A 14,799-nucleotide genomic window follows, 5' to 3' on the forward strand; every position below is an offset into this window, starting at 1 on the left:
TGACAGGATCATACGGATAAACTAGAACAAATAAAGAACAAAATTCCTGATGAATGCATGCGGCTTTCTGATGGGATAAATTGTGGATTAAACACCGTTCACGCGCATCTGCGGTCCTCTATGGTTTAAGGTGCGCTGATCGATTAACGCCGCCGGGCAGGGCGGCAGGCAGGGTGAGAAGCATGGCTGGTAGCGTGAACAAGGTAATTCTGGTTGGAAACGTGGGTGCAGACCCCGAAATCCGCCGCACTCAGGATGGCCGGCCGATCGCCAACCTCCGTATCGCCACCTCGGAGACCTGGCGCGACCGCAATTCCGGCGAGCGCCGCGAAAAGACCGAATGGCACACCGTCGTCGTCTTCAACGAAGGCCTCTGCAAGGTCGTCGAGCAATATGTGAAGAAGGGCGCCAAGCTCTATATCGAAGGCCAGCTGCAGACCCGCAAATGGCAGGACCAGCAGGGCCAGGATCGTTACTCGACGGAAGTGGTGCTGCAGGGCTTCAACTCGACGCTGACCATGCTCGACGGCCGCGGCGATGGCGGCGGCGCAAGCTCCGGCTTCGGCGGCGGCCGCGGCGGGAGCAGCAGCAACAATGATTACGGCGACGATTACGGCGCCCCGTCGCCGTCCTCATCGTCCAACCGCGGCGGTGGCAACTTCTCGCGCGATCTCGACGACGACATCCCGTTCTGATCGGCCGCCGTTCCTAGCTTGATGAAAGATTTAAGAGCATGATGCCGTTGACGGTATCATGCTCTTTCTCGTTGCTTGATAAGGATGGTTCAGGCCGATCTGCCCGAGCCGTCCCGCCATTTCAGCGCGGCGTCGCGCTGATGAGATTGAACGCCGATTTTGCGCCGTCGACGACGAATTGCGTCGCAAGCGCGGCGAGGATGACGCCGAGGAGGCGCGTCAGGATCGCCCGGCCGGTGACGCCGAGGAAGCGGTCGAGCCTTTCGGCGACGAGCAGCATGAGGAAGGTCAGCAGCAGATTGGCGGCGATGACAGCGATGAGCTGGGCTTTTTCGATTGTCGTCGGCAGCGTGCCGGCAAGCAGGATCGTCGCGGAGATCGCGCCCGGGCCTGCGATCAGTGGCAGGGCGAGGGGAAAGACGGCGATATTCTCGATATGATCCTTGGTAACGGCAGCCTCCGAGGCCTTCTCCTTGCGTTCCTGCCGCCTTTCGAAAACCATCTCGAAGGCGATCCAGAAAAGCAGCAGCCCGCCGGCGATGCGGAAGGCGCCGATAGATATCCCGAGCACGCCGAGCACGCCGGAGCCGAACAGGGCGAAGACGGCGAGGATGATGAAGGCGATGGTCGAGCCGCGTAGCGCCACCTGCGTGCGTTGGGCTCGGCTCATGCCGATCGTCAGCCCGAGAAAGATAGGCGCGAGGCCGGGCGGATCGATGGTGACGAGAAGCGTCGTGAAGGCGTTGATCAACTGGTCGGCGCTTGCCATCGTCTCTCCCGAACCCCATATGAATGCCTGGGTTTTTACGATTGTGGAACGGGGATTTCAATTTGGCAAATATCCCGCGGCGGATTGCCCGATCCGGCCGCGAAACTTCTGTGTTTTACCCTCTTTAGGCCGCAAAAGCCTGTTCAAAACGCGCTCAGAAATTGGCGTGGGAACGGGCTTTCCGCTATAAATCTTCAAGTGATTCTAGAAGAGATCGTGATCTGTTTTGACTGAGCAAACACCCCCCGGCGGCGGGAAGCTCCCGCCAGGCATCGAGCCTATCTCCATCATGGAGGAAATGCAGCGGTCGTATCTCGATTACGCCATGAGCGTCATCGTCAGCCGCGCGCTGCCCGACGTGCGCGACGGCCTGAAGCCTGTGCACCGGCGCATCCTCTACGGCATGTCCGAGCTCGGCATCGACTGGAACAAGAAATACGTCAAATGCGCCCGCGTCACCGGCGACGTGATGGGTAAATACCATCCGCACGGCAATGCCGCGATCTATGATGCGCTCGCCCGTATGGCGCAGCCCTGGTCGCTCAGGCTGCCGCTGATCGACGGCCAGGGGAATTTCGGCTCGGTCGACGGCGATCCGCCGGCGGCCGAACGTTACACCGAATGCCGCCTGGAAAAGGCCGCTCATTCGCTGCTCGACGATCTCGACAAGGAAACCGTCGATTTCCGCGACAACTATGACGGCACGCTCTCCGAGCCGGTCGTGGTTCCCGCCAAATTCCCGAACCTGCTCGTCAACGGAGCCGGCGGCATCGCCGTCGGCATGGCGACCAACATCCCCCCGCATAACCTGTCCGAAGTCATCGATGGCTGCATCGCGCTGATCAACGATCCGGCGATCGAGCTGCCGGAACTGATGCAGATCATTCCAGGCCCCGATTTTCCGACAGGCGCGAAGATCCTCGGCCGCGCCGGCATCCGCTCCGCCTATGAGACCGGCCGAGGCTCGGTCATCATGCGCGGCGTCGCCACCATCGAGCCGATGCGCGGCGACCGCGAGCAGATCATCATCACTGAAATTCCCTATCAGGTGAACAAGGCGACGATGATCGAGAAGATGGCCGAATTGGTGCGCGAAAAGCGCATCGAGGGTATTTCCGACCTGCGCGACGAATCCGACCGCCAGGGTTATCGCGTCGTCATCGAGCTGAAGCGCGACGCCAATGCCGAGGTCATCCTCAACCAGCTCTACCGCTACACGCCTTTGCAGACCTCCTTCGGCTGCAACATGGTGGCGCTGAACGGCGGCAAGCCGGAGCAGCTGACGCTGCTCGACATGCTGCGCGCTTTCGTCTCCTTCCGCGAGGAAGTCGTTAGCCGGAGAACGAAATTCCTGCTGCGCAAGGCGCGCGAGCGCGCCCATGTGTTGGTCGGCCTCGCCATCGCCGTTGCCAATATCGATGAAGTCATCCGCGTCATCCGCCAGGCGCCCGATCCGCAGTCGGCCCGCGAAGAGCTGATGACGCGCCGCTGGCCGGCGGAGGATGTGGAAAGCCTGATCCGCCTGATCGACGATCCGCGCCACCGCATCAACGAAGACCTGACCTACAACCTCTCCGAGGAGCAGGCGAGGGCCATCCTCGAACTGCGTCTTGCCCGCCTGACCGCGCTCGGCCGCGACGAAATCGGTGATGAACTCAATAAGATAGGCGAAGAAATCCGGGATTACCTGGATATTCTCTCCTCGCGCGTGCGCATCCAGACCATCGTCAAGGACGAGCTCACTGCCGTGCGTGACGAGTTCGGCACGCCGCGCCGCACCGAGATCGTCGATGGCGGCCTCGAAATGGACGACGAGGATCTGATCGCCCGCGAAGACATGGTCGTCACCGTCTCGCACCTCGGCTATATCAAGCGCGTGCCGCTGACGACCTATCGCGCGCAGCGCCGCGGCGGCAAAGGCCGCTCCGGCATGACCACCCGCGATGAAGATTTCGTTAGCCGGCTATTTGTTGTCAATACCCATACGCCGGTTCTGTTCTTCTCCTCGCGCGGCATCGTCTACAAGGAGAAGGTCTGGCGGCTGCCGATCGGCACGCCGACCTCGCGCGGCAAGGCTCTGATCAACATGCTGCCGCTCGAACCGGGCGAACGCATCACCACCATCCTGCCCTTGCCGGAGGATGAGGCGAGCTGGGACAATCTCGACGTCATGTTCTCGACGACGCGCGGCACGGTTCGCCGCAACAAGCTGTCGGACTTCGTTCAGGTCAACCGCAACGGCAAGATCGCCATGAAGCTCGATGAGGAGGGCGACGAAATCCTCTCCGTCGAGACCTGCACGGATCAGGACGACGTCCTGCTGACGACCGCGCTCGGCCAGTGCATCCGCTTCTCGGTCGATGACGTCCGCGTCTTTGCCGGCCGCAATTCGATCGGCGTACGCGGCATCAATCTCGGCGAGGGCGACCGCATCATCTCGATGACGATCGTCGGCCATGTCGATGCCGAGCCGTGGGAGCGTGCCGCCTATCTGAAGCGTTCCGCCGCCGAGCGTCGCGCGACGGGCGTCGATGAAGAGGATATCGCTCTGGTCGGTGAGGAAGTCACCGAGGAGGGACAGCTCTCCGACGAGCGCTATGAGGAGCTGAAGGCGCGCGAGCAGTTCGTGCTCACCGTCTCCGAAAAGGGCTTCGGCAAGCGCTCCTCTTCTTACGATTTCCGTATCTCCGGCCGTGGCGGCAAGGGCATCCGCGCCACCGACACCTCGAAGACGGGCGAGATCGGCGAACTGGTGGCGGCCTTCCCGATCGATGACGGCGACCAGATCATGCTCGTTTCCGATGGCGGCCAGCTGATCCGCGTGCCGGTCGGCGGCATCCGCATCGCCAGCCGCGCCACCAAGGGCGTCACCATCTTCTCGACGGCCAAGGATGAAAAGGTCGTCTCCGTCGAGCGCATCAGCGAGCCGGAAGAGGATGAGACGGAGGAGACGGCCGACGTCGCCGGCGGCGGCGCTCCCGACGACACGCCGTCTGCCGAGGGCGACCCGGCAGGGCCTGGCGAAGAGTGATCAAAGGAATGGGCGGCTTCGAGCCGCCCTTTTCTTTTGAAGGGGCCAAGCCACGAATAGAAAAAGCAATTTCCTATTATGCCGGCTCCGGCAATTCGGTTCTTCGACGGCTTTCCCGCCCATCTTCGGCGCTGTCATGAAACCTTTTGATTTTTAAGCCGTTATTGCGCTCATGACCGACGCTAGATTGAAACCGAAATCGGTCGACGGCACCAGGCCGAACGGTGCCGAGAAGCCGCACCAAGAGAAGGCATCGACTGACGAAGTCGCGCCGCCGCCAGATGTCATCGAACCCGATCCGAAGCTGACGCCCGAGGAGGCCGAAAAGGCGCGGAAGAAATATTTGCTGAAGCGCTTTTGGATCAGTGCGCGCGGCTACTGGGGTGGCCGCGGCGATGGCTTCGCCTGGCCGTGCTGCATTGGCTTGCTGGTCATGATCGTCATGAATGTCGGATTCCAGTATGGGATCAATCGCTGGAACCGCGGGATTTTCGACGCCATAGAGCGGCACGATGCCGGCACCGTCTATTATCTGAGCGCCGTCTTCCCGCCGCTCGTGCTCGGAAGCGTCGCTCTCGTCACTGGCCAGGTCTACGTTCGCATGATGATCCAGCGGCGCTGGCGCCGGTGGCTGGCGACTGCGCTCATTGCGCGCTGGCTTGCCAACGGCCGTTATTATCAGCTGAACCTCATCGGCGGCGACCATAAGAACCCGGAGGCGCGTATCTCGGAGGATCTGCGGATCGCGACCGAATCCCCCGTCGATTTCCTCGCCGGCGTCACCTCCGCATTCCTGTCGGCCTCCACCTTCATCGTGGTGTTATGGACGATCGGCGGCGCCCTGACCCTGCCGATCGGCGGATCGACCATCACCATTCCCGGCTTTCTCGTCGTCACCGCGGTGCTCTACGCCGTGATCACGTCGACGACGATCGCGGTCATCGGCCGGCATTTCGTCCAGGTGTCCGAAGTCAAGAACCAGATGGAAGCGGAGTTTCGCTATACGCTGACGCATGTACGCGAAAACGGCGAAAGCATCGCGCTTCTCGGCGGCGAAGAGGAAGAGCGCAACGATCTCCACAAGACGTTCGGCAATGTGCTGCGGCAATGGGCGCTGCTTGCCCACCAATATATGCGCACGACCTTCGTGTCGCATGGGTCCATGCTGATTGCGCCCGTCGTACCGGTTCTGCTGTGCGCACCGAAATTTCTCGAGGGCAGCATGACGCTGGGGGAGGTCATGCAGGCTGCCTCCGCCTTCGCCATCGTTCAGTCGGCCTTCGGATGGCTGGTCGATAATTACCCCCGCCTTGCCGATTGGAACGCCTGCGCGCGTCGCGTCGCTTCGCTGATGACGTCGCTCGATGGGCTGGAGCGGGCCGAACAAAGCGATGCTCTGGGGCGCATCAAACATGGCGAGACGGGAAGCGATGCGATGCTGAGCCTCAACGATCTCTCCGTGTCGCTGGACGACGGCACAGCCGTGGTCAAGGAAACCCGGGTCGAGATCGAACCGGGCGAACGGGTGCTCGTCGCCGGCGAATCCGGGTCGGGCAAGAGCACGCTGGTGCGCGCGATTTCAGGTCTTTGGCCGTGGGGACACGGCAGCGTCGATTTCCGCACCGACAGGCGATTGTTCATGCTGCCGCAACGGCCCTACATCCCCTCCGGCACGCTTCGTCGCGCCGTCGCCTATCCCCGTGCTGCCGATGGATGGCCGCTGGACGAAATCAAGGCGGCCCTCGATAAGGTGGGGCTCGATTATCTGAATGAGAGGATCGAGGAAGAGGCGCCGTGGGACCAGATCCTGTCTGGCGGCGAAAAGCAGCGGCTCGCCTTTGCGCGTCTCCTCTTGCACAATCCCGATATCATCGTGCTCGATGAAGCAACGTCGGCGCTCGATGAGAAGAGCCAGGACAAGATGATGGACATGGTGATCCGGGAATTGCCGAAGGTGACCATCATCAGCGTCGCGCATCGCGCCGAGCTGGAGGCCTTCCATAGCCGCAAGATCACCTTGGAGCGTCGCGAGGGCGGCGCAAAGCTGGTCAGCGATATCGACCTTATTCCACGCGAGAGAAAACGGAACGTACTTTTGCGCCTTCTGGAGGACCGGCGCTCGCTGCAGAAAGGCAGCCTGACTTCAGGTAAAGCCCCTCAAAATAAGACCTGAAATTCGCCTGGCTGGAGGATTTGGTGAACCTGTTGGCGCCGGCCAGAAAAAAGCCGGACGCTTGGTGCATCCGGCTTTGAATGGCCCTGGCGATGGAAGGGTGTCGCTCCAGGGTGGGAAGAGATTGGAAGAGCGGATTGTCAGAATGCGCTATGTTTCTCGTTCAGCGCCTTCACCTCTTCGCCTTCGCGCCTGAGCGCGGAGATCGTCGAAGCCACGGACACTATGAACATGACGCTGATGAGGGCTGTGAGCACTGTCAAGATCGTGAACATAGGCATTCCTTTCCTGGGGAGTTGCGTTCTCGCCCCTCAGTACTGGCCCAGCACGGCCGTCCGGGCCGAAGCATAGGGACCATAAACCTTGGAGGTATCGACCTTCTGATCATAGAGCGCGACGGTTGCGGTGAGCATGCCCGTGACCATCGCGATCCAGAGCACGTTAATCATCGTAATCTTGCCGGGCATCTGCAGTCCTTCCTGGCGCGCTTGTCGCATCTATGTGTCGGTTGAATGAACGCATCCGTCTGAAATTGGTTCCGCCGGATGTTGAGCGGGTGTTTACCAAGCCCGATCTGAAGCGACTTTGAATGTCTCGTTCATCTGGCGTTCAGATTCGAAGCTCGTTTTTTGGCGCGACCGGCCCTGTGCGGCGCGCACGATCGCCGCATGTTCGGCAAGTTCCGGCCGTACCCAGTTCACCTCGTAACGATCGGCGAAATAGCCATAGGCCATCTCGGCGGCGAGAGAGGATATAACGGCAAGTGCAACGAGCACGATCAGCATGGATTTGGTCTTTCCGGGAGCGCCGGATGCCGGAATGGCATCGGCCGACTTGATGATCCGATCTAAGCGGATCGCGTCTGAAACGGCCTTGAACGGCACATTCATCCATCGTTCAGCCGCCGGGAGCGGCCGGCCAAATCACTTGCGGCAAATTACTTGCGGCAAGGCGGCATCCATGACAAAAGGCGTCAAACCAACGGCCGGGTCAGATGACGACAGCTTTTTATCCGGGGTCCTTCGACCCGATCACCAATGGACATGTGGATGTTCTGGTTCAGGCGCTGAATGTCGCCGAGAAGGTCATCGTTGCGATCGGCATTCATCCCGGCAAGGCGCCGCTCTTCTCCTTCGAGGAGAGAGCCGAGCTGATCCGCCATTCGCTGGCCGAGGCGCTGCCAGGCAAGACCGGGGACATATCAGTCGTCGCCTTCGACAATCTGGTCGTCGATGCCGCCCGCGCCCACGGCGCCTCGCTTCTGATCCGCGGCCTTCGCGACGGCACCGACCTCGATTACGAAATGCAGATGGCCGGCATGAACAGGACGATGGCGCCGGATATTCAGACCATCTTTTTGCCCGCCGGAACGGCGTCGCGGCCCATTACCGCCACATTGGTCCGCCAGATCGCCGCCATGGGCGGCGATGTCAGTGCCTTCGTGCCGGCCGCCGTCTTGCAAGCCCTCACATCCAAGCGCCAAAACTAGGCGGAAATCGCCGCAACGGAGCTCATATGAAACTCTTTTATCTCGCATTTGCCGGCGTGCTGTATCTCGCCTCCTTCGCGGGGGATGCCTTCGCCCAATCGGCCGACCACTACCTCACCATCCAGCTGAAGAACGGCCCGGTCGTCATCCAGCTCATGCCTGATGTGGCGCCGAAGCATGTCGCCCAGATCGAGGCGCTGGCAAAGAAGGGCGACTATGACAACGTCGCCTTCCACCGTGTCATCGAAGGCTTCATGGCCCAGACCGGCGACGTCAAATACGGCAATATGGAAAAGGGCTTCGATGCCAGCCTCGCCGGCACCGGCTCTTCCGATCTGCCCGACATTCAGGCTGAATTCTCCAAGACGCCGTTCGTGCGCGGCACGGTCGGCATGGCCCGCTCGCAGGATCCGAATTCCGCCAATTCGCAATTCTTCATCATGTTCGCCGACGGTTCCTTCCTCAACGGCCAGTATACCGTGGTCGGCAAGGTCGTTTCCGGCATGGAGAATGTCGACAAGATCAAGCGCGGCGAAGGCCAGAACGGCGAAGTCAAGAATCCCGACCGGATGATCAAGGTCACCCTGGGCAAGAAGTAAATTACGAAAGAAACAAGAGGAGAAGACAATGGCCGAGATCAAGGATCCCGAAAACACCATCATTCTGGAAACCACCAAGGGCAAGGTTGTCATTCAGCTTCTGCCGCAGGTCGCCCCGGAGCATGTCGCCCGCATCAAGGAACTCGCCCGCGAGAAGGCCTATGACGGCGTCGTTTTCCACCGCGTCATCCAGGATTTCATGGCCCAGACGGGCGATGTCGAATTCGGCAAGAAGGGCTCGGAAACCTTCAATCCCGGCCGTGCCGGCATGGGCGGCTCTTCCAAGCCGGACCTGAAGGCTGAATTCTCCGCCACCCCGCATGTGCGCGGCACCTGCTCGATGGCGCGTTCGCAGAACCCGAACTCGGCCAACTCTCAGTTCTTCATCTGCTTCACCGATGCTCCCTGGCTGAACAAGCAGTATTCCGTCTGGGGCCAGGTCATCGAAGGCATGGACAACGTCGACAAGATCAAGCGCGGCGAGCCGGTTTCCGATCCGGACTCGATCGTCTCGCTGCGGGTTGCCGCCGACGTCTGATTGTGATTTCTGCTGAAACCCGCCCTTGCGCGAGAGCGCGGGGCGGGTTTCGCTTTGCCTGAAAGTGCCACTATGCGCGTAGACCTTTTCGATTTCGACCTGCCGGATGAACGCATCGCGCTGCGGCCCGCCGAGCCGCGTGACAGCGCACGCCTTCTGGTCGTCGATCCCAATGCGACGGAGAGCCTTTCGGATCATCGCGTCGGCGATCTGCCGTCGTTCCTGCGGGCCGGCGACGCGCTTGTATTCAACGACACCAAGGTCATTCCGGCCCAGCTCGAAGGCATCCGCTACCGCGAGGGCGCCGGCGGCCAGCAGGTTTCCGCGACGCTGCACATGCGCGTCGGCGCGAGCCGCTGGAAAGCCTTCGCCAAGCCCGGCAAACGTATCAAGGAAGGTGATCGCATCTCCTTCGGTCATTCCGGCGAAAGCTGCTTTCTCGGCTCGCTTGACGCCACCGTCGAGGAAAAGGGTGAGGCCGGCGAAGTCACGCTCGCCTTTGACCTTTCCGGCCCGGCCCTGGACGAGGCGATCGCCGCCGTCGGCCATATTCCGCTGCCGCCCTACATCGCCGCCAAGCGGCCGGAGGATGAGCGCGACCGTGCCGACTACCAGACCATCTATGCCCGCGAGGAGGGCGCTGTCGCCGCTCCAACCGCCGGCCTGCATTTCACGCCTGATTTGTTCGAGGTGCTCGACAAGGCCGGCATCGAGCGCCATTTCGTCACGCTCCACGTCGGCGCCGGCACGTTCCTGCCTGTGAAGGCCGATGATACCGCCGATCACAAGATGCACCTCGAAAGCGGCTATGTCAGCGCTGAGGTCGCTGCGAGGCTGAATGCTGTGCGGGAGAGGGGCGGGCGCATCATCTGCGTCGGCACGACCTCGCTGCGGCTGATCGAGAGCGCAGCGGAAGAGACGGGAGAGATCAAGCCCTGGGCGGGTGCGACCGGCATCTTCATCACGCCGGGCTATCGCTTCAAGGCGGTCGATATCCTGATGACGAATTTCCATCTGCCGCGTTCGACGCTGTTCATGCTGGTCTCGGCCTTTTCAGGTTTCGAGACCATGCACGCGGCCTACGAACATGCCATTTCGACAGGCTACCGCTTCTATTCCTATGGCGACGCCAGCCTTCTTTTCCGGAAAGACCAATGACCGAGACCTTCCAGTTCACCCTCAAGAAGACTGACGCCGGCGCACGCCTCGGTGAAATCTCCATGCCGCGCGGCAATATCCGCACGCCGGCCTTCATGCCGGTCGGCACCGTCGGCACTGTTAAGGCCATGTATCTCGACCAGGTACGCGAGACCGGCGCCGACATCATCCTCGGCAACACCTATCACCTGATGCTGCGCCCGACGGCCGAGCGTGTCGCCCGTCTCGGCGGCCTGCACAAGCTGATCCGCTGGGAGCACCCGATCCTGACGGACTCGGGCGGTTTCCAGGTCATGTCGCTGTCCGGCCTGCGCAAGCTCGACGAACAGGGCGTCACCTTCAAGTCGCATGTCGACGGCAGCCTGCACCATATGTCGCCGGAACGCTCGATCGAGATCCAGGGGCTGCTCGGTTCGGATATCCAGATGCAGCTCGACGAATGTGTGGCGCTGCCGGCCGAGCCGAAGGAGATCGAGCGCGCCATGGAAATGTCGTTGCGCTGGGCTGAGCGCTGCCGGGTCGCCTTCGGTGAGCAGCCCGGCAAAGCGATGTTCGGCATCGTCCAGGGCGGCGATATCCCGGCGCTGCGTGTCCGTTCGGCCGAGGAGCTCACCAAGCTCGATCTGAAGGGCTATGCCGTCGGCGGTCTTGCGGTTGGCGAGCCGCAGGAAGTGATGCTGAACATGCTGAAGGAGACGCTTCCCGTCCTGCCCTTGGAAAAGCCGCGTTACCTCATGGGCGTCGGCACGCCAGACGATATCCTGAAATCGGTCGCCCGCGGCATCGACATGTTCGACTGCGTCATGCCGACCCGGTCCGGCCGCCATGGCCTGGCCTTCACCCGCCGCGGCAAGGTCAATATCCGCAACGCCCGCCATGCCGAGGACATGCGCCCGCTCGATGAACAGTCGAACTGCCCGGCCTCGCGCGATTATTCACGCGCCTATCTGCACCATCTCGTCCGCTCCAACGAGGCCCTCGGCGGCATGCTGCTCTCCTGGAACAATCTCGCCTATTACCAGGAACTGATGCAGGGCATCCGCAAGGCGATCGCCGAGGGCCGCTTCGCCGATTTCATGGCGGAGACGCAGGAGGAGTGGGCGAGGGGCGATCTGGAACCCGTGTAATCCCGAGTGGGTGCTGCCTAGATGCCCTTGCTTTCGGCATCCGGCATGATCTGCACACCGTTGATCCGGTAGCTGCCGTCTGGCTGCCGGGTGATCTGGTAGATCGCCGTCCAATCCTTGCCGTCGCGGCCGGAGATCAGCACCTCATGATAGATCAGCGCGCCATTGTCGATCGAGCGGCTGCGCCCGAAGGCGTAGTTGCCGGGATGGTAGACGGGTTCGTAGCTCTTTTTCACCATCGCGAAGAACAGGTTTTTGTCGGGGTACATCGCCTTGATGCCGGGGGCGGCGAAGGAATAGGCGGTCTCGGCATCGTCCTGAAGGAAGGCTTTGATCTGCTCCTCGATCATCGTCCGCGTCGTGTCGATCGGGTCTTCGGCGCGAGCCGAGAGAGGAGAAAGGGCGGACGCGGCACACAGAATGAGAACTGCGAAGAAAGCGCGCATGGTTGATCTCCGGCTCCATCGGGGAGTGAGCCCCGATGGAGTGGAAGTGTAGGCCAATTTCAGCGCAAGAAAAGCGGACTTTACGACCAACGCCGGAAGAGGGCGCTGGCATTGACGCCGCCAAAGCCGAAACCGTTGGTGATGGCATAGTCCATCGCCAGCGGCCGCGCCGTCTTGCCGACGATATCGATGCCGTGGGCGTCAGGATCAGCTTCATCCAGATTGCGGGTTGGCGGCGCGATCTGGTCGCGCAGCGCGAGAATGGTGAAGATTGCCTCAAGCCCGCCGGCAGCGCCGAGCAGATGGCCGGTCGCCGACTTCGTGGCACTGACGGCGATGCCGCCATTGCGGCCGAAGACCGTGCCGATCGCCGCGATCTCACCTTTGTCACCGACCGGTGTCGAGGTCGCATGCGCATTGAGATGCTTGACCTCGGAAGCCGGAATCTTCGCCTGCCGGAGTGCTGCTTCCATCGCGCGCCGCGCGCCGTCGCCGTCCTCGGGGCCTGACGTCATGTGATAGGCATCAGCCGCCGTGCCGTAACCGACGAGTTCTGCGAGCGGCTTGGCGCCGCGGGCAAGTGCATGCTCCAGCGTTTCGATGACGAGGATGCCGGCACCTTCGCCCATGACGAAACCGTCGCGCGCCGTGTCGAAGGGCCGCGAAGCAAGCTCCGGCGTCTCGTTAAAGCCGGTGGAAAGGGCGCGCGCAGCGGCAAAGCCGCCAAGGCTCACCTTGTCGATGCAGGCCTCGGCGCCGCCGCAGATCGCCACCTCAGCTTCACCGGAGCGGATCAGCCGCGCCGCATCGCCGATCGCCTGGACGCTGGCCGCACAGGCCGTCACCGGCGCTCCGAGAGGCCCTTTGAAGCCGTAGCGGATGCTGACCTGACCGGCGGCGAGGTTGACGAGGAAAGAGGGCACGGTAAAGGGCGACAGCCGCCGTACTCCACGGGTTTCGCCGATCCGCACCGCCTCGGCGATGGCCGGAAAGCCGCCGACACCGGAGGCGATGATCGTTGCCGTGCGCTCGCGTTCGCCCTGGTCGGCCGGCGTCCAGCCAGCCTGCCTCACCGCTTCCTCCGTCGCCGCCATGGCGAACTGGATGAAGCGGTCCATCTTCTTCTGGTCCTTGGGCGGCACATACCGGTCCGGGTCGAAGCCGGCCTGCGCATCCTCCGCGATACCAGGGACGACACCGCCGACCTTGGCCGAAAGCTCGCCGACGACATCGTCTGCCAGCACTCTCAGACCCGAAGCGCCGTCGACAAGACGTTTCCAGGCAGGCTCGACGCCCGTGCCGAGTGGCGAGACAAGTCCCATGCCGGTGACAACGATCCGATCCATTCCACTTTCCTTTCTATGCGTCGATGCCGAGATACCAGGCGCGCATGCGGGCGATCCGCTCGCGGGCTTCGTCGTCGGCGGCTGGACCTGCAAGCAGGCTGGTGTTTTCGGGTGTTACTTCTTCTCCGGTTTGCGCGTCGACCAGCATCGTCCGACGCTCTCTGCCGGAGGCGTCGCCGAGCAGGAAGGCGAGATCCTCTTCCGGAATGTGACGGCTTCCCCAGGAAAACAGCGCCATGAGGACAGGGAAGAAATCGCGGCCCTTTTCCGTCAGCACATATTCGTAGCGGGCAGGGCGCTGATGGTAGAGACGCCGTTCGAACAGCCCTTCATCCGTTAGATGCTTGAGCCGCCGGGTGAGAATGTTCGGCGCCACGCCGAGGCTCTTCTGGAATTCGTCGAAGCGCGACAGGCCATGAAAGGCATCGCGCAGGATCAGGATGCTCCACCAATCGCCGACGCTGTCGAGCGCGCGCGCCGCCGGGCATTTGAAGTCGCTGAAGCTCGTTCGTTGCATGATGATAGTCACTACATCAGTGACTATCATCATGCAAGTTACTATCTAGCGTCGTCTTCGAAAAGCTGGGCGAGCAGGATGTTCGCGAATGGAGTGCGGAAACGCCGCCCGCTGAACGCTCAGGCGAAGCCGAGCGGGAGGTTTTCCAGTTTTCGGTCGGCGCCATAGTCGCGCTCATGGGGCGAGCGTCGGCGGACGTGATGGCGGCTGGAAAGATCGATCCGGTTTTCGGCAAAGATCCCATCGGCATAGGTGCCGGTGTCATGGCAATCGGTGTCGATCTTCGGGGCAAGGATTTTCAGGATCATGGGCTTCCTCCGAGGCGCACCGTCAACATTCGGACAGGTCGGTTGGTTCCATTTATAAATCCCGAATTATTAATAAATTAACCATAAGCGACGCGGAGCGCGCATTTCGCTCGGCCGCCGTCACGGCGTCGAAGGTGTCTCGATGGAACTCCGAACCTTGCCCACCGTTGATGTCGATGAGCACAGGAGGTTTCCATGCAACTGACAGACACTCGGGTGACACAGGCCGGCGGCTTCCTCACCGTCGAATTCCTGGGCGAGGGAGGAGAATCGGTTTCCGTCAGGATCGACAATTCCAATGGCGAGCTCGATGAGAAAACGGCGGTGGATCACGCCAAGGTCATGATGGTTCAATTGACGGCCTTTACGGGACCCGGCACCGACGGCAGCGTCAACCGCTACGATGCCTTGAGCAACGGCAACTTCGATGAGGGCAGCCAGGGCTTGACCGGCCAGGCCAGCGCGCGCTCGAGCAAAGATCGGGAAACGCTGGAGGACGAACTCGAGGAGGGGCTTGAGGATACGTTTCCGGCGAGCGACCCGGTTTCGGCAACGGTTTCGTCCATCCCCGCCAGCGCTCCGCGGCGCTGATCTGCGGACGGC

General features: G+C 61.8%; 17 protein-coding genes. 9 read left to right on the forward strand and 8 right to left on the reverse strand.

Features of this window, described 5'->3' with window-relative positions; translation table 11 throughout:
• The first annotated feature begins 182 nt into the window (after positions 1 to 182).
• Positions 183 to 695 carry a single-stranded DNA-binding protein gene (locus QD408_RS02880; protein ID WP_414138277.1) on the forward strand — a complete coding sequence of 171 codons (513 nt, stop codon included), beginning with the start codon at positions 183 to 185 and terminating at the stop codon, positions 693 to 695.
• A 121-nt stretch (positions 696 to 816) separates the two neighbouring features.
• On the opposite strand, the gene QD408_RS02885 is transcribed toward QD408_RS02880, so the two are convergent.
• A complete protein-coding gene (locus QD408_RS02885; protein ID WP_088685049.1) occupies positions 817 to 1,464 on the reverse strand; it encodes a MarC family protein in 648 nt (215 codons plus the stop codon).
• Positions 1,465 to 1,690: 226 nt separating this feature from the next.
• Here QD408_RS02885 and gyrA point away from each other — a divergent pair, with 226 nt between their 5' ends.
• The gene (gene gyrA, locus QD408_RS02890) at positions 1,691 to 4,495 is read left to right on the forward strand and encodes a DNA gyrase subunit A (protein ID WP_414138278.1); all 2,805 of its coding nucleotides are present in this window, start codon (positions 1,691 to 1,693) and stop codon (positions 4,493 to 4,495) included.
• A 172-nt stretch (positions 4,496 to 4,667) separates the two neighbouring features.
• A complete protein-coding gene (locus tag QD408_RS02895) occupies positions 4,668 to 6,668 on the forward strand; it encodes an ABC transporter ATP-binding protein/permease (protein WP_414138279.1) in 2,001 nt (666 codons plus the stop codon).
• A 140-nt stretch (positions 6,669 to 6,808) separates the two neighbouring features.
• Here the strand turns inward: QD408_RS02895 and QD408_RS02900 are convergent, their stop codons facing one another.
• The 3 genes from QD408_RS02900 to QD408_RS02910 form a co-directional block, all read right to left on the reverse strand.
• Entirely contained in the window at positions 6,809 to 6,943 is a 135-nt protein-coding gene (locus tag QD408_RS02900; RefSeq protein ID WP_010056528.1) for a hypothetical protein, read from the reverse strand.
• A gap of 36 nt (positions 6,944 to 6,979) precedes the next feature.
• Positions 6,980 to 7,165, reverse strand: coding sequence for a hypothetical protein (locus QD408_RS02905; RefSeq protein ID WP_414138417.1), 186 nt, complete (start codon positions 7,163 to 7,165; stop codon positions 6,980 to 6,982).
• Positions 7,166 to 7,228: 63 nt separating this feature from the next.
• Entirely contained in the window at positions 7,229 to 7,558 is a 330-nt protein-coding gene (locus QD408_RS02910; RefSeq protein ID WP_414138280.1) for a hypothetical protein, read from the reverse strand.
• Between the two features lie 104 nt (positions 7,559 to 7,662).
• Between QD408_RS02910 and coaD the strand changes: the two genes are divergently transcribed.
• The 5 genes from coaD (at position 7,663) to tgt (ending at position 11,579) form a co-directional block, all read left to right on the forward strand.
• A complete protein-coding gene (gene coaD, locus QD408_RS02915; protein WP_088685045.1) occupies positions 7,663 to 8,157 on the forward strand; it encodes a pantetheine-phosphate adenylyltransferase in 495 nt (164 codons plus the stop codon).
• Positions 8,158 to 8,183: 26 nt separating this feature from the next.
• Entirely contained in the window at positions 8,184 to 8,756 is a 573-nt protein-coding gene (locus tag QD408_RS02920; protein ID WP_414138281.1) for a peptidylprolyl isomerase, read from the forward strand.
• Positions 8,757 to 8,784: 28 nt separating this feature from the next.
• Complete coding sequence (locus QD408_RS02925) at positions 8,785 to 9,294, forward strand: peptidylprolyl isomerase (protein ID WP_088685043.1); 510 nt, start codon at positions 8,785 to 8,787, stop codon at positions 9,292 to 9,294.
• 72 nt (positions 9,295 to 9,366) lie between these two features.
• Positions 9,367 to 10,452, forward strand: coding sequence for a tRNA preQ1(34) S-adenosylmethionine ribosyltransferase-isomerase QueA (gene queA, locus QD408_RS02930; RefSeq protein WP_414138282.1), 1,086 nt, complete (start codon positions 9,367 to 9,369; stop codon positions 10,450 to 10,452).
• Positions 10,449 to 11,579: a tRNA guanosine(34) transglycosylase Tgt gene (gene tgt, locus QD408_RS02935; RefSeq protein ID WP_088685041.1), complete on the forward strand. Its 1,131-nt coding sequence runs from the start codon at positions 10,449 to 10,451 to the stop codon at positions 11,577 to 11,579. The genes queA and tgt overlap by 4 nt, the downstream gene beginning before the upstream one ends.
• A 17-nt stretch (positions 11,580 to 11,596) precedes the next feature.
• On the opposite strand, the gene QD408_RS02940 is transcribed toward tgt, so the two are convergent.
• The 4 genes from QD408_RS02940 to QD408_RS02955 all read right to left on the reverse strand — a co-directional run bounded on the left by QD408_RS02940 (position 11,597) and on the right by QD408_RS02955 (position 14,196).
• Entirely contained in the window at positions 11,597 to 12,025 is a 429-nt protein-coding gene (locus tag QD408_RS02940; RefSeq protein ID WP_414138283.1) for a DUF4864 domain-containing protein, read from the reverse strand.
• Between the two features lie 80 nt (positions 12,026 to 12,105).
• Positions 12,106 to 13,371, reverse strand: a complete 1,266-nt coding sequence (fabF, locus tag QD408_RS02945) for a beta-ketoacyl-ACP synthase II (RefSeq protein WP_414138284.1) — start codon at positions 13,369 to 13,371, stop codon at positions 12,106 to 12,108.
• A gap of 13 nt (positions 13,372 to 13,384) precedes the next feature.
• Complete coding sequence (locus QD408_RS02950) at positions 13,385 to 13,888, reverse strand: winged helix-turn-helix transcriptional regulator (protein ID WP_088685038.1); 504 nt, start codon at positions 13,886 to 13,888, stop codon at positions 13,385 to 13,387.
• 119 nt (positions 13,889 to 14,007) lie between these two features.
• Positions 14,008 to 14,196 carry a hypothetical protein gene (locus QD408_RS02955; protein WP_414138285.1) on the reverse strand — a complete coding sequence of 63 codons (189 nt, stop codon included), beginning with the start codon at positions 14,194 to 14,196 and terminating at the stop codon, positions 14,008 to 14,010.
• A gap of 195 nt (positions 14,197 to 14,391) precedes the next feature.
• Here QD408_RS02955 and QD408_RS02960 point away from each other — a divergent pair, with 195 nt between their 5' ends.
• Positions 14,392 to 14,787, forward strand: a complete 396-nt coding sequence (locus tag QD408_RS02960) for a hypothetical protein (RefSeq protein ID WP_414138286.1) — start codon at positions 14,392 to 14,394, stop codon at positions 14,785 to 14,787.
• Positions 14,788 to 14,799 lie beyond the last annotated feature (12 nt).

It is taken from the genome of Rhizobium sp. BR 249, from assembly GCF_047445895.1.
Classification (GTDB): domain Bacteria; phylum Pseudomonadota; class Alphaproteobacteria; order Rhizobiales; family Rhizobiaceae; genus Rhizobium.